The sequence below is a fragment of the Micromonospora sp. NPDC005367 genome (genome assembly GCF_040606825.1).
Taxonomy (GTDB): domain Bacteria; phylum Actinomycetota; class Actinomycetes; order Mycobacteriales; family Micromonosporaceae; genus Micromonospora.
In genome coordinates this window covers 12,090-33,991 of record NZ_JBEXFP010000066.1, presented here as the reverse complement: position 1 = coordinate 33,991, position 21,902 = coordinate 12,090, and the positions used below count along the sequence as shown (strand labels likewise).

Annotated in this window: 23 protein-coding genes and 1 pseudogene; 6 read left to right on the top strand and 18 right to left on the bottom strand. The window is 72.2% G+C overall.

Annotation, left to right across the window (positions count from 1 at the left end; all coding sequences use genetic code 11):
• Window positions 1-199: 199 nt before the first annotated feature.
• The 14 genes and pseudogenes from ABZS42_RS29620 to ABZS42_RS29555 all read right to left on the bottom strand — a co-directional run bounded on the left by ABZS42_RS29620 (window position 200) and on the right by ABZS42_RS29555 (window position 13,454).
• Entirely contained in the window at window positions 200-607 is a 408-nt protein-coding gene (locus tag ABZS42_RS29620) for a DUF5130 family protein (protein WP_355150843.1), read from the bottom strand.
• Entirely contained in the window at window positions 594-884 is a 291-nt protein-coding gene (locus ABZS42_RS29615) for a hypothetical protein (protein ID WP_355150853.1), read from the bottom strand. Before ABZS42_RS29615 ends, ABZS42_RS29620 begins: the two co-directional genes overlap by 14 nt.
• 74 nt (window positions 885-958) lie before the next feature.
• Window positions 959-2,422, bottom strand: coding sequence for an amidase (locus ABZS42_RS29610; RefSeq protein WP_355150841.1), 1,464 nt, complete (start codon window positions 2,420-2,422; stop codon window positions 959-961).
• Window positions 2,423-2,610: 188 nt separating this feature from the next.
• Window positions 2,611-3,612: an amidohydrolase family protein gene (locus ABZS42_RS29605; protein WP_355150839.1), complete on the bottom strand. Its 1,002-nt coding sequence runs from the start codon at window positions 3,610-3,612 to the stop codon at window positions 2,611-2,613.
• Window positions 3,612-4,136 carry a 3-hydroxyanthranilate 3,4-dioxygenase gene (locus ABZS42_RS29600; RefSeq protein ID WP_355150837.1) on the bottom strand — a complete coding sequence of 175 codons (525 nt, stop codon included), beginning with the start codon at window positions 4,134-4,136 and terminating at the stop codon, window positions 3,612-3,614. Before ABZS42_RS29600 ends, ABZS42_RS29605 begins: the two co-directional genes overlap by 1 nt.
• The gene (locus ABZS42_RS29595; RefSeq protein WP_355150835.1) at window positions 4,133-4,564 is read right to left on the bottom strand and encodes a RidA family protein; all 432 of its coding nucleotides are present in this window, start codon (window positions 4,562-4,564) and stop codon (window positions 4,133-4,135) included. The genes ABZS42_RS29600 and ABZS42_RS29595 overlap by 4 nt, the downstream gene beginning before the upstream one ends.
• Window positions 4,561-5,334: a fumarylacetoacetate hydrolase family protein gene (locus ABZS42_RS29590; protein WP_355150834.1), complete on the bottom strand. Its 774-nt coding sequence runs from the start codon at window positions 5,332-5,334 to the stop codon at window positions 4,561-4,563. The genes ABZS42_RS29595 and ABZS42_RS29590 overlap by 4 nt, the downstream gene beginning before the upstream one ends.
• A gap of 52 nt (window positions 5,335-5,386) precedes the next feature.
• Entirely contained in the window at window positions 5,387-6,448 is a 1,062-nt protein-coding gene (gene dmpG / locus ABZS42_RS29585) for a 4-hydroxy-2-oxovalerate aldolase (RefSeq protein WP_355150832.1), read from the bottom strand.
• Between the two features lie 71 nt (window positions 6,449-6,519).
• A pseudogene (locus ABZS42_RS29580) lies at window positions 6,520-7,443 on the bottom strand (acetaldehyde dehydrogenase (acetylating)); the annotation flags it as partial.
• Window positions 7,444-7,486: 43 nt separating this feature from the next.
• Complete coding sequence (locus tag ABZS42_RS29575) at window positions 7,487-8,284, bottom strand: fumarylacetoacetate hydrolase family protein (RefSeq protein WP_355150830.1); 798 nt, start codon at window positions 8,282-8,284, stop codon at window positions 7,487-7,489.
• 94 nt (window positions 8,285-8,378) lie between these two features.
• Window positions 8,379-9,860, bottom strand: a complete 1,482-nt coding sequence (locus ABZS42_RS29570; protein WP_355150851.1) for a 2-hydroxymuconic semialdehyde dehydrogenase — start codon at window positions 9,858-9,860, stop codon at window positions 8,379-8,381.
• Between the two features lie 23 nt (window positions 9,861-9,883).
• Window positions 9,884-11,221, bottom strand: a complete 1,338-nt coding sequence (locus ABZS42_RS29565; protein WP_355150828.1) for an NAD(P)/FAD-dependent oxidoreductase — start codon at window positions 11,219-11,221, stop codon at window positions 9,884-9,886.
• Window positions 11,218-12,528: a kynureninase gene (gene kynU, locus ABZS42_RS29560; RefSeq protein ID WP_355150826.1), complete on the bottom strand. Its 1,311-nt coding sequence runs from the start codon at window positions 12,526-12,528 to the stop codon at window positions 11,218-11,220. The genes ABZS42_RS29565 and kynU overlap by 4 nt, the downstream gene beginning before the upstream one ends.
• Window positions 12,529-12,551: 23 nt before the next feature.
• On the bottom strand, window positions 12,552-13,454 hold the full coding sequence (locus tag ABZS42_RS29555; protein ID WP_355150824.1) for a tryptophan 2,3-dioxygenase family protein: 903 nt from the start codon (window positions 13,452-13,454) through the stop codon (window positions 12,552-12,554).
• A gap of 145 nt (window positions 13,455-13,599) precedes the next feature.
• Between ABZS42_RS29555 and ABZS42_RS29550 the strand changes: the two genes are divergently transcribed.
• From ABZS42_RS29550 to ABZS42_RS29540, 3 genes are all read left to right on the top strand, one after another.
• Window positions 13,600-14,073: an Lrp/AsnC family transcriptional regulator gene (locus tag ABZS42_RS29550; RefSeq protein WP_355150822.1), complete on the top strand. Its 474-nt coding sequence runs from the start codon at window positions 13,600-13,602 to the stop codon at window positions 14,071-14,073.
• 127 nt (window positions 14,074-14,200) lie between these two features.
• Window positions 14,201-14,734, top strand: coding sequence for a hypothetical protein (locus ABZS42_RS29545; RefSeq protein ID WP_355150820.1), 534 nt, complete (start codon window positions 14,201-14,203; stop codon window positions 14,732-14,734).
• Window positions 14,735-14,746: 12 nt separating this feature from the next.
• On the top strand, window positions 14,747-15,586 hold the full coding sequence (locus ABZS42_RS29540) for a class F sortase (RefSeq protein WP_355150818.1): 840 nt from the start codon (window positions 14,747-14,749) through the stop codon (window positions 15,584-15,586).
• Between the two features lie 11 nt (window positions 15,587-15,597).
• Here the strand turns inward: ABZS42_RS29540 and ABZS42_RS29535 are convergent, their stop codons facing one another.
• Entirely contained in the window at window positions 15,598-16,131 is a 534-nt protein-coding gene (locus ABZS42_RS29535; RefSeq protein ID WP_355150816.1) for an HNH endonuclease, read from the bottom strand.
• Between the two features lie 322 nt (window positions 16,132-16,453).
• Between ABZS42_RS29535 and ABZS42_RS29530 the strand changes: the two genes are divergently transcribed.
• From ABZS42_RS29530 to ABZS42_RS29520, 3 genes are all read left to right on the top strand, one after another.
• The gene (locus ABZS42_RS29530; protein ID WP_355150849.1) at window positions 16,454-17,521 is read left to right on the top strand and encodes a mechanosensitive ion channel family protein; all 1,068 of its coding nucleotides are present in this window, start codon (window positions 16,454-16,456) and stop codon (window positions 17,519-17,521) included.
• A 237-nt stretch (window positions 17,522-17,758) separates the two neighbouring features.
• Window positions 17,759-19,165 carry an MFS transporter gene (locus tag ABZS42_RS29525; RefSeq protein ID WP_355150814.1) on the top strand — a complete coding sequence of 469 codons (1,407 nt, stop codon included), beginning with the start codon at window positions 17,759-17,761 and terminating at the stop codon, window positions 19,163-19,165.
• A gap of 195 nt (window positions 19,166-19,360) precedes the next feature.
• Window positions 19,361-19,780 (top strand): globin, encoded by a 420-nt coding sequence (locus ABZS42_RS29520; RefSeq protein ID WP_355150812.1) that lies wholly within the window; start codon window positions 19,361-19,363, stop codon window positions 19,778-19,780.
• Between the two features lie 216 nt (window positions 19,781-19,996).
• Here ABZS42_RS29520 and ABZS42_RS29515 read toward each other — a convergent pair whose 3' ends face one another.
• The 3 genes from ABZS42_RS29515 to ABZS42_RS29505 all read right to left on the bottom strand — a co-directional run bounded on the left by ABZS42_RS29515 (window position 19,997) and on the right by ABZS42_RS29505 (window position 21,902).
• On the bottom strand, window positions 19,997-20,581 hold the full coding sequence (locus tag ABZS42_RS29515) for a YbjN domain-containing protein (protein WP_355150810.1): 585 nt from the start codon (window positions 20,579-20,581) through the stop codon (window positions 19,997-19,999).
• Window positions 20,582-20,712: 131 nt separating this feature from the next.
• Window positions 20,713-21,459 (bottom strand): hypothetical protein, encoded by a 747-nt coding sequence (locus ABZS42_RS29510; RefSeq protein WP_355150808.1) that lies wholly within the window; start codon window positions 21,457-21,459, stop codon window positions 20,713-20,715.
• Window positions 21,456-21,902, bottom strand: coding sequence for a thioesterase family protein (locus tag ABZS42_RS29505; protein WP_355150806.1), 447 nt, complete (start codon window positions 21,900-21,902; stop codon window positions 21,456-21,458). The genes ABZS42_RS29510 and ABZS42_RS29505 overlap by 4 nt, the downstream gene beginning before the upstream one ends.

Sequence of the window (21,902 nt, the reverse complement as noted above, 5' to 3'; positions counted from 1 at the left end):
GCGGGCGTGGGCTTCGAGCCCGCGCCCGCCCCGGGCCGTTGTCGTAGCGAAGATCGGGTGAAGCGATCGGCCGGGATACGAGTAGCGCCCACCCGGGCGTGGCCGGCCGGAACGGCGTCTCTTCGAGCCGCCGGAGGGCGGGAACCCGACGGAAAAGCCCGGTCCGCGCGAACGCGGACCGGGCTTCGTCGTACGAGGGTCAGCCCTTGCCGGCGTGGCTGGCGAGCTGGTCGAGGCCGTTGATGATGCCGCCGGCCAGGTCGCCGAGGCCGAAGGCCGCCACCATGGAGAGCGCGGCGAGCCTGGCGTACGTGTCCGGGATGCGCTTGCGTGCGTGCCGGCCGGTGACGACCTCCAGCCGCCGCTGGTTCGGCGACACCGCGATCAGCACCGAACGGTCCGGCTCGGCGAGCTGGCGGTGCAGCCGCTCCGCGTGCTCCCGGATCGGCTCGTCGAGGCCGCCGACGAAAACCGAGAAGACGAGACCGGTGCCCTGGTCGGCCAGACGGAGCGCCTCGTCGATGCGCAGCAGCTGCCGAGTCGAGAACGGGCCGTCCAGCACCTCCGGTGGGTTGCCCCTACGGACCTGCGCCTCACCAACGGTCACTTGCGCCTCCGGTTCCACCGGCCGGCGTCTCACGGCCGGCCTGCTCCTGCTTTCGGCTGGTCAGCGCCGGTGCCAGCGCGCCGGCGGCCAGGGCGGTGCCGGCCGAGTCGGCCAGCTGCTCCGGACGGCCCAGGAACCAGACCGGAGTGAAGTCGAAGGGCCGGCCCGGCCGGTAGCGCTTGGCGCCGCCGCCACCGCCATTGCCGCGGCTGGCGGCGTACGCCAGGCCGCCGATCACCAGTATGGCTGCCGCCGGGATGCCGACGAAAACCAGCAACGTGTCGGTAACAGACAATCCCAACGCCCCCAGGCGGAAGAAGAGACCTCAGGCATCAAGGTCGGTGGACAGGTTCAAGGCGTCAACCGCCCGACTCCGCTGCCATTCACGTTAGCGGAGTCGGCGGCCCGCCAGATCGCGGGGTGCCGATCCCAACCGCCACTGGAGTTCTCCAATTCCGCAGCGGTAGCGATCAGCCGCGCGTCGTCACCGTACCGACCGGTCAACAGGATGCCCACGGGTAGTCCCGCCCCAGTCGTCCCTACCGGCAACGAGACGGACGGCTCTCCCGTGACGTTGAAGATGGCGCAGTACGGCGAGAACCGGCGTTGCCGGTCGAAATCCGTCGCCGGGTCACCGCCGGAGGTGAACCAGCCGACCGGTGCCTGCGGGGCGGCGAGCGTGGGGCAGAGCAGCAGGTCGCAGCCGGCGGTACGGCGAGCGCCGAGACGCACCTGGGCCTGGAGTTCGCCGAGCGTGGCGGAGAGCATGCCCGCTGAGACCCCCGCGCCCCGGTCGCGCAGGAACCGGGTCAGCGGCAGCAGTTCGCTCTCCCGCTCCGGCGGCACCGGGGAGAGCGCCAGTACGTACCAGACGACCTCGAAGAGCGGCCACGCCGTGGGCCCGAGCGGCGGCGGCACGTCGACCACCTCGTGACCGGCGGCGGCCAGCAACTCGGCGGCCCGGTCCACCGCGGCGACGCAGTCGGGGTGCGCCGGCTCCTCGGCGAGCATCGGCGCGGTGAACCGCCCGATCCGCAGCCGACCCGGCGCGGCGGCGCGGGCCGCCGCGAGGTAGCCCCCGGGCGGCGGGCCGGGCGACAGGTAGGGCTCGCCCGGCACCGGCTGCGCCAGCACGTCGAGCAGGGCGGCGACGTCGGTGACCGTACGCCCGATGGGGCCGTGGGTGGGCAGGCCGAACGCGCCGAAACCGAGCGGGCCGCCGGAGACCACCCCGCGGCTGGGTTTGTAACCGACCAGCCCGCACAGCCCGGCAGGGATGCGCAGCGAGCCGCCGCCGTCGGAGCCCTGCGCCACCGGCACCAGCCCCGCCGCCACCGCGGACGCCGCGCCGCCACTGGACCCGCCGGCGGTGTACGAGAGGTCCCACGGGTTGCGCGCCGGAGGCGCCACCAGACCCTCCGAGTAGAGCGAGCAGCCCAGCTCGGAGGTGGTGGTCTTGCCGAGGCTGACCAGGCCGGCGGCCCGGATGAACCGGACCACGTCGGCGTCGACGGGTGGCACGAAGTCGGCGAAGGCGGCCGAGCCGAAGGTCGTCCGCACCCCGGCGGTCAGCGTCAGGTCCTTGATGGCGGTCGGTACGCCGTGCAGCGGCCCGCGCTCGTCGACCGGTACCGCGTCGGCGGCCCGGGCCGCCTCCCGGGCCGGCTCGGCGGTGACGGTGACGAACGCGCCGACGGTGTCACCGAGCGCCGCCACCCGAGACAGGTGGTGCTCCACCAGCTCCACGCTGGACAGCTCGCCACGGGAGATCGCGGCGGCCTGATCCAACGCGGTCAGGTCGTGCAGCTCGGCCATGTCCTCATCCTGCCCGCCCGCGTGCCGTCGGGCGCGAAAGACACGGAAGCGTTTGTCCGAACCGCGCCCCCGCTGCCGGACGAGCCGACCCCGCCCGCGGCCCGGGCAGCACGGTTCGGATCCGTCGACGGCGCCGCGGGTGCGGGACCCTGGGCGTCGCGGGCCACGAACGCGAGTCGACCGGCCGGCTAGCGGCCGAGGAAGCGCAGGGCGTTGCCGGACAGCAGCTTCTGCCGCTGGTCGGCGCTGAGGAAGTCGGCCCGGTGGACCACCTGCCCTACCGGTCGCTCGCCCAGCGGGTACGGGTAGTCGCTGCCGACCAGCACCCGGTCCTCCCCCACGGTGTCGACCAGCAGCCGCAACGCCGCCGGTTCGAAGACCACCGAGTCGACGCAGAACCTGTCGACGTACGTGCTGGGCGGGGCGGTGGAGGCCCCGCGCACCAGGTCACCGCGCCGGTGCCAGGCGTTGTCGGCGCGGCCGAGCCAGAACGGGAAGCTCCCGCCGCCGTGCGCGAAGCAGATCCGCAGGCTGTCGGGCACCCGGTCGAAGACCCCGCCGAGGATCAACGCCAGCACCGACAGGTGCGTCTCGGCCGGCATGCCGGCCAGCCAACGGGCCATCCAGCGGTCCAGTCGAGGCCCGCCCGGCATGTCCCACGGGTGCACGAAGACGGGGGCGCCCACCTGGGCGCAGTGCGTCAGGAACTGCACGATCCCGGCGTCGTCGAGGTCCCGGTCGCCGACGTGGTTGCCGATCTCCACCCCGACGTGCCCGGCGGCGAGGCAGCGGTCCAGCTCGGCGCAGGCGAGGTCGGGGTCCTGCAACGGCACCTGGCAGAACGGCACCAGCCGTCGGCCGCCGGCGGCGGTCACCTCCAACGTGAGGTCGTTGAAGATCCGGGCCACCTTCGCCGCCTGGTCGGCCGGCCGGTCGTAGCTGAAGAAGACCGGCGTGGGCGAGACGACCTGCACGTCGACGCCGTCCGCGTCCATGTCGGCCAGTCGGGTCGGCGCGTCCCAGCACTCCGCGCCGACCGGCCGGAACTCCGTCTCCCCCACCATGATCATGGCGGCGCGCTCGGAGTCGATCCGCAGCCAGGGCCAGCCGGACCCGCCGCACGCGGCGGCGAGGTCCGGCCAGCCCTTCGGCACGACGTGCGTGTGCACGTCGACCACCGGTGCGCGCATCAGCCCTTGCCCGGGTGCAGCGCGCCGCAACCGGCGCAGGTACGCGCCTTCTCGTCGACGTAGAACGCCTGGAAGACCGGGGGCAGGTCGGCGGCGATGTCACGCACCTGCAACTCGACCTCATGCACCTTGTGCCCGCACTCCTGGCAGTACCACTGGAACTTCTCGCGCGTGCCCTCCTCGCGTACCCGCTCCACGACCACACCGATCGAGCCGGCCTCCGGACGCTGCGGCGAGTGCGGGGTGTTCCGCGGCAACATCCACATCTCTCCCTCGCGCACGTGCACCGTACGCGGCCCCTCCGGGAGCATCAGGTTGATGTGCATGTTGCCCTTGACCTGGTAGAAGAACTCCTCGTACGGGTCGACGTGGTAGTCGGTCCGCTGGTTCGGGCCGCCCACGACCATCACGATGAAGTCGTCCCGGCCGGGGAACATCTCCTTGTTGCCCACGGGCGGCTTGAGCAGGTGCTGGTTCTGCGCGATCCAGCCCGGAAAGCTGAACGGCTCGGCGATGTCGCTCACGACTGACCTCCTGAGGGAAGAAGGGCCACGGCTTGAATCTCGATGAGCAGGTGCGGGTGGGGCAGCTGGTGCACGGCGACGGTGGTCCGGGTGGGGCCCGTGGCGTCGAAGTACTCCGCCCACACCTCGTTGTAGCCGCCGAAGTCGTTCATGTTCACCAGGTACGACGTCACCTGGACCAGGTCGGACAGCTCGGCGCCGACCGACCGGAGCAGATCGGCGATGTTCTCGATGACCGCACGTGTCTGCGCGCGGATGTCCAGGTCGGTGGTGCCGAACTCGTCCACCGCCACGCCGGCGAAGGTGTTGTCCGGTCGCCGGGACGACGTACCGGAGACGAAGACGAAGCCACCCGCGACCTTGACGTGCGGGAACGCCCCCCGCGGCACGGCCTTGCCTGCCACGACGCGCGCCGCACCGCCGCTCATGAGGCGGCCCGCAACGAGGCGGTGCCGAGCTTCTCGACGACGGCCCGGACATGCGCACCCGGACGCAACGGCACGGCGGCGGTCGCGGCGCCGGCGAGGAACAGCCAGCCCTCGCGCAGCCGCACACCGTGCCGGCCGGCCAGCCGGATCCCCTCGTCGAGGGCACGGCGCGGGTCGCCGAGGATCGCCGCGGTCGAACCGACCTGCGCCACCCGACCGTCGATCTCCAGCAGCACGCCCAGGTTCTCCAACCCGTCCGGCACCGGCGACCAGGGGCCGACCACGAAAGCCGCGGCCGACGTGTTGTCGGCGACGACGTCGGGCAGCGAGAACGTGAAGTCGGCGTACCGGGAGTCGATCAGCTCGATCGCCGGCGCGACCGCACGGACCGCGTCGGTGAACTCGCCGATCGGCTCGCCCGGCTCGGGAAGGCGGTCCAGCAGGAACGCCACCTCCGGCTCCACTCGCGGGTGGATGTATGCCCCGGTGTCGACCGTGCCGCCGTCGGGCACCCGCATGACGTCGGTGAGCCGGCCCCAGATCACCTCGTCCACGCCGACCTGGGCCATCTTCGCCCGGCTGGTGAGCCCCATCTTGAGCCCGACGAGTCGCTCCCCCCGGTCCAGCCGGCGCTGCAGTAGCGCCGTCTGCACCGCGTACGCGGCGTCGACGTCGAGACCCGTCTCCGCGGCGAGCTGCCCGATCGCGGTGGCGGTGTCCGCGGCGAGGCCGAGCCGCTCGGCGATCCGCGCGACGTCCGGACCGATCATGCTGACTCACCCTTCGTCCGTACGGCCCGCCGGCGTGGTTCGTTCCTCGCGTTCACTTGCCCTCCCGGCCGGCGAGGTCCAGTGCCACGTCGACGATCATGTCCTCCTGGCCGCCGACCATCCGGCGCCTGCCCAGCTCCACGAGGATGGAGCGGACGTCCACCCCGTACTTCGCCGAGGCACGCTCGGCATGGCGCAGGAAGCTCGAGTAGACGCCGGCGTACCCGAGCGAGAGCGTCTCCCGGTCCACCTGCACCGGCCGGTCCTGCAACGGCCGGACCAGGTCGTCCGCCGCGTCCATCAACGCGAACACGTCGCAGCCGTGCTTCCAGCCGTGCAGCTCGGCCACCGCGACGAAGACCTCCAGCGGGGCGTTGCCGGCGCCGGCGCCCATGCCGGCGAGTGAGGCGTCCACCCGGACGGTCCGCCCGTACGACGCGTCGGGCCCGGCCGGCCCGGACCCGGTGATCCGGCCGTGCTCGACCGCCGTCACGCTGTTCGCCACGCCGAGCGACAGGTTGTGGTGCGCGTGGATGCCGATCTGCGTCTCCGGCTCCAGCACCTGCCGGTACGCGTCGACCCGCTCGGCCACGTCCGACATCAGCAGCCGGCCACCGGAGTCGGTGACGTAGACGCAGTGCGCACCGTACGACTCCATGAGCTTGGCCTGGGCGGCCAGCCCGGCCGGGTCGTTCATGTGCGACATCATCAGGAACCCGGAGACGTCCATGCCGTTCTCGCGGGCCCAGGAGATGTGCTGGGCGGAGATGTCCGCCTCGGTGCAGTGGGTGGCGATCCGGACGCTGGTCACGCCGAGCGCGCGGGCGGCCTTCAGGTCGGCGATGGTGCCGATGCCGGGCAGCAGCAGAGTGGTCAGCTTCGCGTCCGTCAACGCCTCGGCCGCCGCGGCGATCCACTCGGCGTCGCTGGCCGCGCCGTGGCCGTAGTTGACGCTGGAACCGGCGAGCCCGTCGCCGTGGGCCACCTCGATGGCGGCCACACCGGCCGCGTCGAGCGCCGCGGCGATGGTGCGCACCTGGTCGACCGTGTACCGGTGGGCGATGGCGTGCATGCCGTCGCGCAACGTCACGTCCTGGATGTACAGCTCGGTCACGCGGTCACCTCACTGTTCATGGCCGCGGAGCCCCGCTCCGCCGCACTTCCCCCGCTCACGGCCACCCCCGTGGCCACGGCTTCGCGCCGGGCCACCAGCCGTTCGGCGGTACGTAGCGCCGCCGAGGTCATGATGTCCAGGTTCCCGGCGTACTCGGGCAGGTAGTGCCCGGCGCCGGAGACCTCCAGGAAGACCGATACCTGCAGGCCGAACAGGTGACGACCGAGCGACGGCACGTACGTGTCCACCCGGTCGAACTGCACGTCCTGCTTGAGCCGGTAGCCCGGCACGTACTCCTGCACGGTCGCCACCATCTCCACGACCGAGGCCGCGATCGCCTCGGTGTCGGCCTCCGGATCAGCGCAGAGGCAGTAGACCGTGTCCCGCATCAGCAGGGGCGGATCGGCCGGGTTGAGCACGATGACGGCCTTGCCCTGCTCGGCACCGCCGACCACCTCGATGGCCCGGGCGGTCGTCTCGGTGAACTCGTCGATGTTCGCCCGCGTGCCCGGGCCGGCCGACCTCGAGGAGATCGAGGCGACGATCTCGCCGTACGCCACCGGCGTCACCCGGCCCACCGCCGCGACGATCGGCACGGTGGCCTGCCCGCCGCAGGTGACCATGTTGAGGTTGCGTTCGTGCAGGTGCTCGTCGAGGTTGACGGGCGGCACCACGTACGGGCCGATCGCGGCCGGGGTCAGATCGATGACGGTACGCCCGTGCGCGGCCAGCACCGCGTCGTTGCGCCGGTGCGCGCCGGCCGAGGTGGCGTCGAAGACGACCTCGACGTCGGCGAACTCCGGCATCGCGACCAGCCCGTCCACCCCACCAGCGGTGGTGGCCACACCGAGCCTGCCTGCCCGGGCCAGGCCGTCGGACTCCGGGTCGATGCCGGCCATCGCCACCATGCGCAGGCTGTCACACAGCCGCAGCACCTTGATCATCAAATCGGTCCCGATGTTGCCGGAGCCGATCACCGCCACCCCGACACTCATCGCGCCAACCTTCCGTTCACGACCGCGGGGCTCAAAAGCTCACTCACCGGTCACCGTCCTTTGTGAAGCAGGTGCGTACCGAGCCGAGGCCGGAGATCCGCGCCTCGTAGGCGGCACCGGGCGTGACCGGCACCATCGGGCCGAGCGCTCCGGAGAGCACCACGTCGCCGGCGCGCAGCGGGTCGCCCGAACGGGCCACGGTGCGTGCGAGCCACTCCAGCGCGTGCAGCGGATTGCCCAGGCAGGCCGCCCCCGCGCCGACCGAGACCGGCTCCCCCGCCTGCTCCAGGACCATGCCGCAGAGCCGCAGGTCCACGTCGGAGAGACGACGCGGCGTGGCGCCGAGCACGAAGAGCCCGCTCGAGGCGTTGTCGGCCACCGTGTCGACGATGGAGATGTCCCAGCCGGCGATCCGGGAGGCGACGATCTCGATGGCCGGCAGCAGATGATCGACCGCGCGGATCACGTCGGCGGTGGTGATCCGCTCGTCGGGCAGGTCGGCCCCGAGCACGAAGGCGACCTCCGCCTCCACCCGGGGCTGGAGCAGCCGTCCCATCGGCACCTCGACGCCGTCCGGGACCGCCATGTCGTCGAAGAGCACCCCGAAGTCCGGCTGGAAGACGCCGAAGCTCTCCTGCACCGCGCGAGAGGTGAGCCCGATCTTCGCCCCCACCCGGCGGTGCCCCTCGCCGAGCCGCTGCCGGGTGTACACCTGCTGCACCTGGTAGGCCGACTCGATGTCCCCCTCGGGCAGCAGCCGTCCCCGCAGCGGCGGGCACGGCTTGCCCTCCTGGTGGGCACGCACGAGTTCACGGCTCGCCGCTTCGATGTCGAAGGTCATGCCTGCTCCTCGATCCGTACGGTGGCGCCGAAGTGAATCCTGCCCGGGGCGCCCGCTCGCGGTTCCCCGCGGAGGAACCGGATGGCCTGCCCGCTCATGCCAGGTCCACGCAGACGTTGGTGAGTTCGGAGTAGAAGTCCAGCGAGTGGATGCCGCCCTCGCGGCCGATGCCGGACGCCTTCACACCGCCGAACGGGGTGCGCAGGTCGCGCAGGTACCACGTGTTCACCCAGACGATGCCGGCGTCGAGCCGGGCGCCGGCGCGGTGCGCCCGGCCCACGTCCCGCGTCCACACCGTCGCCGCGAGGCCGTAGTCGGTACCGTTGGCCAGCGCGTACGCCTCCTCCTCGTCGTCGAACGCCGCCACGTGCACGACCGGCCCGAAGATCTCCTCGCGGTTCGTCCGGGCGTCCGGGCTCAGCCCAATCAGCACCGTCGGCTGCACGTACGCCCCGCCGTCGCGGGCGTCCCCGAAGCGCGGTGTGCCACCCCCGGCGAGCACCTGCGCGCCCTCGGCGCGGGCCAGGTCGTAGTGGCCGAGCACCTTGGTGCGGTGCCCGTGCGAGATCAGCGGCATGGTGGCGGTGGCCTCGTCGGTCGGCCAGCCGTACGCCAGTTCGCCCGCCCGCTTCGCGAGCCGTGCGGTGAACTCCTCGAAGACCGGCCGCTGCACGTAGATGCGTTCGGTGCAGAGGCAGACCTGCCCGCCGTTGGTGAAGCTGGAACGCACCGAGCCGGCGACCGCCGCGTCCAAGTCGGCGTCGGCGAAGACCAGCCCGGCGTTCTTGCCACCGAGCTCGAAGCTGACCGCCTTCACCCCGTCAGCGGCGGCGCGCATGATGGCGCTGCCGGTGGCCGATTCACCGGTGAACGTGATCGCGTCGACTCCAGGGTGCCGGGTGAGGTGCTCTCCCGCAGAGTCCGGCCCGAAACCGTGCACCAGGTTGAACACCCCCGCCGGTACGCCCGCCGCGGCCATCACCTCCGCGAGTAGCGTCGCCGAGGCAGGGGTCTCCTCACTGGGCTTCACCACCACCGTGTTGCCGCAGGCCAGGGCCGGCGCCACCTTCCAGGTGAGCAGCAGCAGCGGCAGGTTCCACGGCACGATGACGGCCACCACGCCGACCGGTTTGCGTACCGCGTAGTTGAGCGCGCGCCCACCGGTGGGGGTGACGGTGGTGAACGACTCGGTGGGCGCGGTCGCGACGATCTCGGCGAAGGCCCGGAAGTTCGCGGCCCCGCGCGGGATGTCGAGCGTACGGGCCTGCGAGATGGACTTTCCGGTGTCGGCCACCTCGGCGGTGACCAGGTCGTCGAAGCGGCGCTCCAACTCGTCGGCGACCCGGCGCAGCACCTCCGCGCGCTCCCGCTCGCCCATTCGGCCCCAGGGGCCTCGCAGCGCCGCCCGCGCGGCGGTCACCGCGTCGTCCACACAGGACGCGTCCGCCTCCGCCACCTCGAACACCGGGTCGCCGGTGACCGGGCTGGCCTTGGTGAAGCGCCGCCCCGAGTCGACGAACTCACCGGCGACGAAGTTGCGTAGCAAACCCGGCCCGTCCGGTGCCCGCCCGGTCATCAGCCGGGGATCCCACATGACGGTCATCGACGCCTCCCTCGGCCGAGCGCCGCGCCGACGGCACCGACCAGCAGGGCCGCCGCGCCCGCGGCGACCACACCGAGCGCCTGATGTTGCCGGCGCACCCGACGGACCACCTCGGCGTACGGGGTGGTGGAGAAGGAAACCAACTCGTAGCGGGAGACGTACCGGCCCGGCAGCGCCCGCTCCAACGCGTGCTCGACCTTGCGGCCGAGCTGGAACAGCGGCGAGGCGACCTTGTCCCGCATCTCCACGAAGTTCGCCAGCGCCATCCGGGCGATCGCCTCGGTGTCGTCCTGCCGGCGCTGCTGGAACAGCGGCAACGCGGCCGTCCAGTCGTCGCCGCACTCGTCCAGGCAACGGTCCAGCTCGACCACGTCCTCGAACGCGCAGTTCGCGCCCTGGCCGTAGAACGGCACGATGGCGTGCGCCGCGTCGCCGAGCAGGCCCACCCTCCCGGTGGCCTGCCACGGCGTGCAGCGAACCGTGCCGAGGACACCTACCGGGTTGTGCTGGTAGTCGTCCACGAGGTTCGGCGCGAGGGGGATCAGGTCCGGGTAGTGCTCGGCGAAGTGCCGCTCGATCGCCGCCGGGCTGCCCAGCGAGGCGAAGGCCGACGTGCCGTGCGTCGGCCAGAAGAGCGTGCAGGTGAAGGAGCGGTCCGGGTTCGGCAGCGCGATCATCATCGAGGTGCCGCGCGGCCAGATGTGCAGGGCGTCCGGATCCAGCGCGAAGTCGCCTCCCATCGGCGGGATGGTCAACTCCTTGTAGCCGTAGTCGAGGAAGTCCAGGCTCTCCTCGAGCAGCCCGTTGGCGAGCAGCTGACCCCGTACGGCCGATCCGGCGCCGTCGGTGCCGAGGACCACCCGGGCATTCGCCGTCACCTTGCCCTGTGGGGTCTCGAACGTCATCTCGCCGGTTGCCGGGTCCAGGCCGACCAGCCGGTGGTCGAAGGCGACCCGTACGCCGGGCAGCGCGGTGGCCGCGTCGAGCAGGGCGTTGTTCAACGCGCCCCGGCTGATCGAGTTGATCGCCCGATCCCCGGAGGCGCTGTAGGACTGGAACTGCGGTTCGCCCGCCACCGGGTGGATCATCCGGCCACGCATCGGCAGGGCGTCGGTCATCACCTGCTCGTCGAGGCCGATCCGGCGCAGCGCGTCCAGGCCGCGCTCGGAGAGGGCCAGGTTGATCGAACGGCCGCGCTCGACCCGGCCGGTACGCGGATCGGGCCGCCGCTCGTAGAGCGCCACCTGGTGGCCGCGCTGGGCCAGGAAGCAGGCCAGCAGGCAGCCGGCCAGCCCCGCGCCGACCACCGCGATCTCGTCGTGTTCCGGGCTCATCGGGTCACCTCCGCAACGGTCGCGGCCAGCGCGTCGGCGACCCGCCAGCAGTCGTGGTACGTGGAGTAGAGCGGGACCGGGGCGAACCGGACGATGTCCGGCTCCCGCGCGTCGGCGATCACGCCGTGCTCGTGGCGCAACCGCTTGCTGAGCTCCGCTGCGCTGCCTGCGGCGATACGTACCGACAGCTGGCACCCGCGCCGCTGCGGATCGCGCGGGGTGACCACGGTCAGCGGCCGGTCGGCGCTCACCTCGTCGAGCAGCCGTTGCAGGTATCCGGTGAGGTGCAGGCTCCGCTCGCGCAGCGCCGGCATGCCGACGGTGTCGAAGAGTTCGAGCGAGGTGCGGACCGGCCCCATCGAGAAGATCGGCGGGTTGGAGACCTGCCACGCCTCGACGGTGGCCGGTGGCCGGGACACCGGGGTCATCTCGAACCGGGTCGCGGCGTCGGTGCTCCACCAGCCCTCGAAGCGGGGCAACGTCGGGTCGCCGAGGTGCCGCTCGTGCACGAATGCCCCGGCCAACGCGCCCGGCCCGGAGTTCAGGTACTTGTACGAGCACCAGGCGGCGAAGTCCACCCCCCAGTCGTGCAGGTGCAGCGGCACGTTGCCGGCGGCGTGCGCGAGGTCCCAGCCGACGATCGCGCCGGCGGCCCGGCCGGCCGTGGTGATCGCCGGGATGTCCAGCAGCTCGCCGGTGAGGTAGTTGACGCCGCCCAGCAGCACCAGCGCCACCCGGTCGCCCGCCGTGGCCAGGTAGTCGGTCACGTCCTCGGTGCGCAGGGTGTCCTCACCGGGACGGGGCCGCAGCCGGACCACCGTCTCGTCCGGGTCGAGCCCGTGGAACCGGGCCTGGCTGCGTACGGCGTAGCTGTCCGACGGGAAGGCGCTGTCCTCGATGACGATCCGGGTACGTAGCCCGGCCGGTCGGTAGAAGCTGACCATCAGCAGGTGCAGGTTGACCGTGAGCGAGTTCATCACCACGGTCTCCGCCGGCCGGGCGCCGACCAGTCGCGCGGCCGGTTCGGTGAGCAGTTCGTGGTACGGCAGCCAGGGCCGCTGCGCCTCCAGGTGCCCCTCGACGCCGAGCTGACACCAGGCGTCCAGGTCGGCGAGGAGCTCCTCGCGGGTGGCTCGCGGCTGCAGTCCGAGCGAGTTCCCGGCCAGGTAGGCGGCCTCCGGGTAGCGACCACCGTCGGCGGGAGGAACGTGGAACAGGTGGCGGTGCCCGGGATCGGTGGCGTCGAGCTGACGGGCCTCGTCCTCCGGCGCGGTGATCCGGGGTGGGACGGAGTGAGGGGCGTTCATTCGGTTACTTTCTCTGCTCTCGTTCACATGCTGGTGCGGGCCGACCACAGCTCGGGGAAGACCACCCGGGCCATGCTGCGCTGCAGCCACGCCAATCCGGCGGAGCCGCCACTGCCGACCTTGGCGCCCATCGTCCGCTGCACGGCCTTGACGTGCTGCCAGCGCCACTCGCCGAACTGGTCGGCCACCTCGGTGAGCGCCTCGCCGAGCATCCGGAGGTGGTTGTCCGGCGCGTTGTCGGCGTAGATCGCCACCCAGGCCGACTCGATCTGCGGGTGCGTCTCGTGCTCGACGCTGACGTCCCGGTCGAGCACCTCGGCGGGGACGTCGAAGCCGTGCCGGGCGAGCAGCGCGACAACGTCGTCCCAGAGGCTCGGCACGGCGAGGGTCTCGCGCAGCTCGTCGTAGACGTCCGGGTGCCGGCGGAACGGCCGGATCAGCGCCGGGTCCCGGAGGCCGAGCAGGAACTCCAGCTGCCGGTACATGGCGGACTGGAAGCCGGACGCCTCGCCGAGCAGATCGCGGAACCGGTTGAAGTCGGCGGGCGTCATCCAGCGCAGCCCGCGCCAGGCCGCGTTGAGCGCCTCCAGGTGCAGGCCGGCCCGGCGTAGCGGCGCGAGCGCGTCCCACACCTGGTCGGCGCGGATCATCGCCTGGGCCTGGAGCAGCTCGTAGCGGGTCAGCCCGAAGTAGAGCTCCATGATCTGGGTGACCATGAGGAAGGACATCTCGCCCGGGTCGTCGCTGAGCGGTTGTTGCAACTGGTGCAGGGTGCTCGCGTGGGTGTACACGTCGTAGGGCACCCGGCCGGCGAACTCCAGAGTCGGCTTGCCGCCGGTATGTGCCGCCTTGGCCGCCCGCTGCTGCGGCGTGACCGGGCGTACCGCCGAGGTCAGCGTCGGGCTCCGCAGCTCCATCTGCTCCACCTGTCGTCTCCTTCGAACCGGATTCACAACATGATGTCGCGGGTGGTTCGCCCGATGGAATGCCTGATTGACGGCACTTCCGAGAGTCCGCCTCTCGAACGAAAGGCATGAGGGCCCTTCCGATTCAGGAACGTAAGATCGGCCAATGGACGACATGGACTGGACGCTGCTACGGGAGTTGCAGGCCGATGCGCGCCTCTCCTTCAGCGAACTCTCCCGCCGTGTGCACCTCTCGCCGCCCGCGGTTGCCGAGCGGGTGCGTCGGCTGGAGGAGTCGGGGGTGATCACTGGCTACCACGCGCACGTCGACCTGCGCCGGGCCGGACGCACCGTGGGCGCGCTCATCCAGATGAATTGCTACGGGCCGCGTTGCATCCTCAACAACGAACAGGTCGCCGGGTGGCCGGAGATCCTGGAGATCCACCGCATCACCGGAGACGCCTGCTGCGTCCTGCGGGTGGCGGCCGGTTCGATCGTCGAGTTCGAGCGCGTGATCGACCGGCTCGCCCCGCACGGCCAGCCCTCCAGCACGATGATCCTCTCCACCCCGCTGGACTGGCACCCGATCACCCCGCTGCCCGGACCGGCCGGACCGGAGGCCGACCTCCGCCGCCGCTGACCGGGCTCGTCACCGCACGGTCGCCGGACGTCCCGTCCGATCCGCCCCGGGTTTGCCGGCAGACCAGAGGGAAAGCACCGCGGGTCGACCCAGCAGGACCGGTGCACCGGTGCCGGGAGGGAGGATCATGCGGGGTCAGCGACCGGACGGTGGTGTGGTTCCCGCCCCGTCGACCATCAGCAGGCTGCTCGGGGCGTTCGCGCTGATCGCGGCGTTCGTCCTGGTCGGCGCCGCGCCCGCGCGGGCGGGCGAGAACGTGTTCGTCGAGGTCACGCCGAACAGCGTCCAGGCCGGCGAACGGGTGCAGATCCGGGCCAGTTGCGACAACAACAACCGGCAGGCGCAGGTCGAGTCGGACGCGTTCGGACGAGTGACGGTACGACCGGACAACGGGTTCCTGACCGGCTCGGCCACCGTGCCACGGGACAAGCAGCCCGGTGACTACCCGGTCAATCTGCGCTGCCCGAACGGGAACACGGCGTCCGCCATGCTCACCGTGCTGAACATGGCCCAACCGAGCAAGGGCCCGGCCACCGGCGGTGGGGGCACCGCCACGGGCGGGCGTACCGGCACGATGCTGCTCATCGGCGGTCTGGCCGCGGCCGGCGTCGCGGTGGCCCTGGGCATGCTGGGCAGCCGCCGTCGCGGAGCCGGTTCCTGATCCGGGGGCACCATGGCCCGCTCAACGGCAGGGCGGAGGCGGCCGGATCGGAACACGTTCCGGACGGCCACCCGGTCGGCGCTGCGCGCGTCCAGCCGGCTGACGGTCCGGGCCTCACGCCGACTTGGCCGGGTCGCCCGGCACACGCTCTCCGCCGGAGTCGCCACCGCCGATTCTGGGACCGCGCCGCTGCCGGCCCCGCCCGGACGCCCGCGAACGCGACACCGGCTCGGGGTGGCCGGCGGGCCGGGACTTCCGGTGATGCTCGTCGCCGCGCTGATGGTGCTGATCGTCGCGATGCTCGGGGTGGAACGGGTGACCGGGCTAAGCGTTCTTCCGGACCAGCTCAGCGCGGGTCTGCGCCCGCCGCCGAAGAAGTTCCCGGTACTCCCGGCGAGCCCACCGGCGGAACTCTCGATCAGCACGATCGACCTGCGCGCCCCGGTGCACAACGTGGGGATCGCCCCGGACGGCAGCATCGGCGTGCCGGAAACCAGCCGGGCCCAGGAGGCCGGCTGGTACGACCAGGGCCCCACCCCAGGCCAGTACGGTCCGGCGGTGATCGTCGGGCACGTGGACACCACCAGCGGGCCGGCGGTGTTCCACCACCTGAAGGACCTGCGGGCCGGCGACCGGGTGGAGGTGACCCGGGAGGACGGCACCGTGGCGGTCTTCGAGGTGAACTCGGTGCAGCGGTTCGACAAGAACGAGCTGCCGGTGGACGAGGTCTTCCGCGACTTCAGCCGCCCGAACCTGCGTCTCATCACCTGCGGTGGCCGGTGGGTCGGTGGGGCGACCGGCTACGCGGACAACGTGGTGGTCTTCGCGTCGCTGGTGAAGGCACACCGGTGACGCGCGGCGGCTCAGGCCGCCTCGGGCTCGCGCAGGTCGAGCCAGTCAGCCCAGCGTGGGTCGGGCGCACGGTGGCCGAGCACCCGCCAGGCGGTCCCTTTCGGTGCCGCGGGCGCCGAGTTCAGCCGCCAACCCAACTCGGCCGGAGTCTTGTCGCCCTTCGTGTGGTTGCACCGGGCGCAGGCGGCCACCACGTTGTCCCAGGCGTGCCGGCCACCTCGGCTCCGGGGGAAGACGTGGTCGATGGTCTCCGCCGGCCCGCAGCAGTAGGCGCAACGCCAGCCGTCGCGAGCGAAGATCGCCCGGCGGGACAGCCCGACGTGGGTGCGGTAGGGCACCCGCACATACCGGGTCAACCGGACCACCGACGGCACCGGGAGGGCCTCCCGGGCGCTGTGCAGGATGCCGTCACCATCGGCGACGCAGACCGCCTTCGCGGACAGGACGAGGATCGCGGCACGACGCACCGACACGACACACAGCGGCTCGTAAGTGGCATTGAGGACCAGCGCACCGGAGCCCACCGTGGGTCGTATGTCAGGCATCGCGCTCACCCTCCCGGTTCAGCGGCCACCTTCTGCACGCCGCCGACCGCGGACGGGCGCGCAGCCACCACGGTCGACGCCGGCCGGATCACCGACGTCCGTTGCGCCAATCGTCCCTGATCGGACCCCGGATTGCACGTACTAATCCGGGGTCCCTCGTGAAGCATTCTCCGGACGTGGCAGGATGACCGGTTTCGCCCCCGGCCGGACGGGGGCCTGCTTCGGCGTACCCGGCCTCGTCGCCGCCCGCCAACCGGACGATCGACGCAACCACGTCCCCGGCGTCACCCGGCGGTGGGTCGGCCACGGTCCCGCCGACGGATTGCGGTACGAATTCACCGTGACTGCCTCCGCCCTCAGGGCCCTCGCCGCCGCCCTCCCGGACGACACACCCAGCCCGGAGTGCCTGAACGAGGCGTTGTGCAACGCCGTCTGGCGGGCGACCCACTGGTCCTGGCTCGCCGAGGGCAGCTACTGGATCCTCGTCAAGCCGCTGCGGGTCATCCTGATCGTGCTGCTCGCCGTGGTCGCCCGCTGGGCGGTGCACCGCACGATCAGCCGGCTGGTCCGCACCACCAGTGACGCCGGCGTGCCGGCCATGTTGCGGCCGCTGCGTGAGCGGGTACCGACGGCCGCGACCGAGCCCGGGGAGTTCGTGCCGGAACGGCGCCGGCAACGGGCCCAGGCGATCGGCTCCGTGCTGCGCAGCCTGACCACCGCGTTCGTCTTCGGCATCGCACTGCTGATGATCCTGCGCGAGTTCAGCTTCGACCTGGCCCCGCTGCTGGCCAGCGCCGGGATCGCCGGTGTGGCGCTGGGTTTCGGCGCGCAGAGCCTGGTCAAGGACCTACTGGCCGGCCTGTTCATGTTGATCGAGGACCAGTACGGCGTCGGCGACAACGTCGACCTGGGCGAGGCGACCGGCGTGGTCGAGTCGGTCGGGCTGCGGGTCACCACGGTCCGGGACGGGCGCGGGGTGCTCTGGTACATCCGCAACGGCGAGATCGTCCGGGTCGGCAACAAGAGCCAGGGCTGGGCGCTCGTCGTGGTCGACCTGCCGATCGGCTTCGCCGGTACGGAGGAGGCCACCGCGGTACTGCGCACCGCTGCCGCCTCCATCGCGGTGGACCCGGAGCTCTCTCCGATGATCGTCGAGCCGCCCGAGGTGCTCGGCGTGGAGCAGATGACCATGGAGGGCGCGGTGATCCGGACGGTGGTGAAGACGAGCGCGGACGGCCAGTTCGCGGTCGGCCGGGAGCTGCGCCGCCGGCTCGCCGAGGCACTGGAGAGCTCCGGGATCACCGCGCAGATCGCCGCCGCGCGCCTGTTCCCCGGCGCCCCGGGCCGGCCGGCGGCCGAGGGGGAGACCGGCCGGAGCGGCGCGACCTGAGATTTTCTCGACCATCCATCGATGGAGGGGTCGCGAGCCGCCCGGCCCCTCAGGTATCGTCCGTTCGTTCAGTCGGAGATGCGACGATCTATCCGTTCGCCCTAGCCAGTTGTCAGACTATCGGGCAGAATCCGGGGCACGTTTTCCCGCCAGAAGCGTGCTACGTCCTCGCTGATCCGCAGATCTGACGAGAGTTCTTGAGCCGGCGGTCACCAGTGGCCTGCCTCCTCGGGAACGATGGAGGCGACGGTGACCGACGAGCGACCCTCTCCGGAGGGGCCGGCGACCTTCCGCGAGGTCTTCGCCCAACGGGAGTACGGGGCGGTCTTCACGGCGGGCGTACTTTCGTGGATCGGCGACTACCTCGCCAAGGCCGCGGTCACCGTGCTGGTCTACCACGAGACCGAGTCGGTCGTACTCTCCGCCGCCGCCTTCGCGGTCAGCTTCCTGCCCTGGCTGGTCGGCGGCCCGCTACTCGCCGCGCTGGCGGAGCGGCACCCGTACCGACGGGTGATGGTGGTGTGCGACCTCATCCGGATGGTGCTGATGCTGCTCATCGCCATCCCGAACCTGCCGATCTACCTTGTCCTGACGCTGCTCTTCCTCGCGACCCTGGCCAATCCGCCGAGCCAGGCCGCGAAGTCCGCGCTGCTGGCACAGATCCTCAGCGGCGACCGGCTGGTGCTCGGACTCTCGCTCAACGCCAGCGCCGGTCAGGCGGCCCAGGTCGTCGGCTACGTGGTGGGCGCCGCGATCGCCCAGTTCGACCCGGCCGTCGCACTGTTGTTCAACGCGGCCACCTTCGGCGTCTCGGCGGCCCTGGTCCGCTTCGGAGTCCGCGAGCGATCGGCGGCGCTGCACGAGACGGACCGCACCCACCTGCTCCGGGAGACCGCCGAGGGTTTCCAGATCGTGTTCGGCACCCCGGTGCTCCGGGCGATCGCGGTGCTGGTCTTCAGCTCCATGCTCTTCTCGATCGTGCCTGAGGGCCTGGCCGTGGTGTGGGCGGACCGATCCAGCGGCGACCTGGACCGGGGTCTGGCACAGGCGGTCATCATGGCGGCCAATCCGGTGGGTTTCGTCCTCGGCGGGCTGCTGATCGGGCGCGCCTTCGGCCCGGCCCGCCGACTGGTCCTGATGCGGCCACTGGCCGTGCTCGCCCCGCTGACTCTGGTGCCCGCCCTGCTCGACCCCTCCCCGGTGGTGGTCGCGCTGCTCGCCGCCGCCTGCGGCTTCGCGGTCGCGGGCATGCTGCCGACCGCGAACGGACTCTTCGTCCAGGCCCTGCCGGACGCCTTCCGCGCCCGCGCCTTCGGCGTCATGGCCACTGGAATGCAGGTGATCCAGGGGCTGGCGGTGCTGGTCACCGGAGCGCTCTCCGACCGCTTCGACCTCCCGTCCGTGGTCGGCCTGTGGAGCGCAGCCGGCGTCGTGTTGATGCTGGTGGCCACGCTGAGCTGGCCGAGTCGCGCGACGGTGCAGGCGGCCGTCGCGGCAGCCTCGGGCGGACACACCGGCGCTCGGCCCGGATCCGCCGAGGCGCCCACGACCGCCCCTGCGGGCAGCAGGAGCAACGGAGCGGGGGCGGACCTACCGGACGGCGACGCCATTGACGGCGAGCGGACGCGGCACGCCGTCACCTGAGCCCGCCCGCGGGTCACCCGCCACCGGGCGGCGGCGCCGCGAGTGCCGCCGGCACGGCGCGGCTGAGACGCAGCCGATCGAAATCTCGACCGGATCAGGTCCGTCCGTCCGGAGTCGCCACCCGTGATCCGGCGCACAGAGCGGCGGCGGTCTCCTCCGTGCCGTCGCCGGCCGAATGCCTGGCAGGATGGAACGGTGAACCCCGCAGGCGAATCCGACCGCGCCCAGCCGTCGCTGACTCTCTTCGACGCCATCGGTGGCGAGCCCACGTTCCGCAAGCTGGTGGACGAGTTCTACGCCGGCGTCGCCACCGACCCGCTGCTGCGCCCGATGTATCCCGAGGAGGACCTGGGCCCGGCGGCCGATCGGATGACCCTCTTCCTCATGCAGTACTGGGGTGGTCCGAACACCTACTCCGCGCAGCGGGGACACCCTCGGCTGCGGATGCGGCACGCGCCGTTCCGGATCGGGGTGGCCGAGCGGGACGCCTGGCTGCGCCACATGCGCCGGGCCGTCGACCGGCTCGACCTGCCGGCGGAGCACGCCACCGCGCTCTGGGACTACCTGGAGCGTGCCGCCTACTTCATGGTCAACGTGATGGAGGACCCGGCCTGAGTCACCGGCCGCGCCCCCGGCGGGGCGTGGCGGTCACGCCGTCACGGCACACCGCACCGCGTCAGGCCATTCGCCGCACCGCCCCCGGCCGCACACAGGACAGGCCCAGGGCGGCCCGGGCCCGACCAAGGCCGACCCGGGCCCGACCGAGGCCGACCGGGACCCGGCCGAGCCGCCGCCCGGGGGCGCAGGACCGCCGGGTGGGCGACTCGGAGTTCAGAGCAGGGCGCCCTCGTCGTGCAGCCAGTCCACGAAGCTCGTGGCCACCGCCGCACCACAGTCGAGCATCTCGACCAGGAGCGCGTCGTGCGCCCCGGCGCCCATCGGCACCTGCAGTTCCGCGTAGATGGGCAACTGACCACGTTCGGTCGGATCGCCCACGTACGCCTTGCAGAACCGGCGGGTGTGGTTCCACTCGTTGACCACCCGGTAGGCCCGGTCGGCCCAGTCCGGCGGGACCGTCGCGTGTGGACGGGCCCGCATGACCAGGATCTCGTCCTCCGGCCCTTCGAGGGTGACCAGCACGGCGTGCCGCTCCCACATGGCGAGCAGGTTGCCGTCACCGTCGGCCAGATAGCGCACGTCCAGCAGGTCGAGCGCGTCGCAGACCCGGCTCAGCGTGACCGGTGCGACGGTCGCCGGGATCTCGGCGAGCACCGGTCGGTCGTTGGGCTTACAGTCGTCTCCCGGTTGGCGCGGGGCCGGCGGTCCGACCCGGACGGTGCCCTCCACTGTGATCCCGCTTCGAGTTTCCGGCTCACCGCCGTTGGCGGGACCGGGGCGCCATGACCACCACGGCATCGCTCGCGCACCTCACTCCCCAGCGGATCCAGCCGCCTACCGTGCGTTGGATCCGAGGATGGACGGTACCCGGACAGCCGGGATGAGGCATCCCCCCAACGACCGCACCAAGCCAGAAGGATGAACGCAGGTCATCCGTTCGGACGAGGCGTGAGGGACGTCACGGCAAGATCCGTGCCCTTCTGCAACCAAGCAGATCCGTACGGTCCTACCAATCCGACCCATCGGCCCGCGACACGCACCTGCACGCCGGCCACCGGTCCGGGCCGCCCCGGCGTGCCCAGAAAGCCCATCCGGACGAGCCCCTGCACCAGTCGCTGCGGCACCTCCACGGCCGGGCCCGGCGGGTCCTCCGGGGTCACCACCACGGCCACGTGGTCGAGCAGGGCGTCACGCAGGGCCCGCTGCCCCACCGCCCGGCCGCCCACGCCCTGCTCGCTCGCCGTACGCAGGGTGCCCGCGGCCGTCTGCGCGATCCGCCACACCTCGTCGGCGGGCAGGACCTCCACCGGACGGCTCGCGGCCGGAGGCAGCGGCCACCGCCACTGCGCGTCCCGGCGGGGCGGCAGCGCCGAGCCGGCGCGTTCCAACTCCGCGAGCAGATCGGCGGCGCCGACCGCCACGTCGCCGGCACCCGGACCAGCGACGGTCCGCACCACCAGCACCTGCCACGGCAGGCGGGCCCAGAGCGCGATCCGGTCCGCCCCGACCGGCCGGAGTCGGACCGGCGCGGACCGGTCCAGCCGGACCAACCGGGAAAGGAACGCCCCGGCGTCGGTCAGCCCGACGATGCCGTGACCGCCGCTCGGCGCCACCGCCCGCGCCGCCGGAGCGCCGTGCGCGGCACCGACCCCGGTCGCCGCCTCCGGGCGGGTCATGCGGACCCGCCCGACGGGGCGTGGTTCAGCAGGAACTCCCGCTCCCGCTCGGTGATCCGGCGCGGCACCTGCCGGCTCAGGTCGAACGGCACCAGCACCGAGCGGGCCCGGCCGGCCAGCACCTCGCCGTCGTAGAGCTCGTAGGCGACGGTGAACCGGGAGGGCCGGATCTCCTCCACCCACAGCTCGACGCGTACGGTCGGCGCGGCCTCGGCGGTGCCCCGGTCGAGGGAGTAGTCGACCGGGCGCAGGTAGTCCACCTCGTGCCGGCGAATCACCACGCCCGCCGCGAACGAGTCCACCCCCCACGCCCGGGCACCGGCGAACATCAACGCCACCCGCGCCTCCTCGTACAGGGTGAGGAAGCGCGAGTTGTTGACGTGCCCGTAGGCGTCGAGATCGGACCAGCGCAGGGCGCAGTGGTAGACGAACCGGTCAGCCAT

Excerpts from the sequence above, each read along its gene's own strand:
- ABZS42_RS29610 (WP_355150841.1), bottom strand. The coding sequence starts at position 2,422 with ATGGCCGAGCTGCACGACCTGACCGCGTTGGATCAGGCCGCCGCGATC.
- ABZS42_RS29595 (WP_355150835.1), bottom strand. The coding sequence starts at position 4,564 with ATGAGCGGCGGTGCGGCGCGCGTCGTGGCAGGCAAGGCCGTGCCGCGG.
- ABZS42_RS29570 (WP_355150851.1), bottom strand. The coding sequence starts at position 9,860 with ATGACCGGGCGGGCACCGGACGGGCCGGGTTTGCTACGCAACTTCGTC.
- ABZS42_RS29535 (WP_355150816.1), bottom strand. The coding sequence starts at position 16,131 with ATGCCTGACATACGACCCACGGTGGGCTCCGGTGCGCTGGTCCTCAAT.
- ABZS42_RS29590 (WP_355150834.1), bottom strand. The coding sequence starts at position 5,334 with ATGATCGGTCCGGACGTCGCGCGGATCGCCGAGCGGCTCGGCCTCGCC.
- ABZS42_RS29550 (WP_355150822.1), top strand. The coding sequence starts at position 13,600 with ATGGACGACATGGACTGGACGCTGCTACGGGAGTTGCAGGCCGATGCG.
- ABZS42_RS29510 (WP_355150808.1), bottom strand. The coding sequence starts at position 21,459 with ATGACCCGCCCGGAGGCGGCGACCGGGGTCGGTGCCGCGCACGGCGCT.
- ABZS42_RS29565 (WP_355150828.1), bottom strand. The coding sequence starts at position 11,221 with ATGAGCCCGGAACACGACGAGATCGCGGTGGTCGGCGCGGGGCTGGCC.
- ABZS42_RS29540 (WP_355150818.1), top strand. The coding sequence starts at position 14,747 with ATGGCCCGCTCAACGGCAGGGCGGAGGCGGCCGGATCGGAACACGTTC.
- ABZS42_RS29575 (WP_355150830.1), bottom strand. The coding sequence starts at position 8,284 with ATGACCTTCGACATCGAAGCGGCGAGCCGTGAACTCGTGCGTGCCCAC.
- ABZS42_RS29505 (WP_355150806.1), bottom strand. The coding sequence starts at position 21,902 with ATGGCTGACCGGTTCGTCTACCACTGCGCCCTGCGCTGGTCCGATCTC.
- kynU (WP_355150826.1), bottom strand. The coding sequence starts at position 12,528 with ATGAACGCCCCTCACTCCGTCCCACCCCGGATCACCGCGCCGGAGGAC.
- ABZS42_RS29605 (WP_355150839.1), bottom strand. The coding sequence starts at position 3,612 with ATGCGCGCACCGGTGGTCGACGTGCACACGCACGTCGTGCCGAAGGGC.
- ABZS42_RS29515 (WP_355150810.1), bottom strand. The coding sequence starts at position 20,581 with ATGCCGTGGTGGTCATGGCGCCCCGGTCCCGCCAACGGCGGTGAGCCG.
- ABZS42_RS29545 (WP_355150820.1), top strand. The coding sequence starts at position 14,201 with ATGCGGGGTCAGCGACCGGACGGTGGTGTGGTTCCCGCCCCGTCGACC.
- ABZS42_RS29525 (WP_355150814.1), top strand. The coding sequence starts at position 17,759 with ATGGAGGCGACGGTGACCGACGAGCGACCCTCTCCGGAGGGGCCGGCG.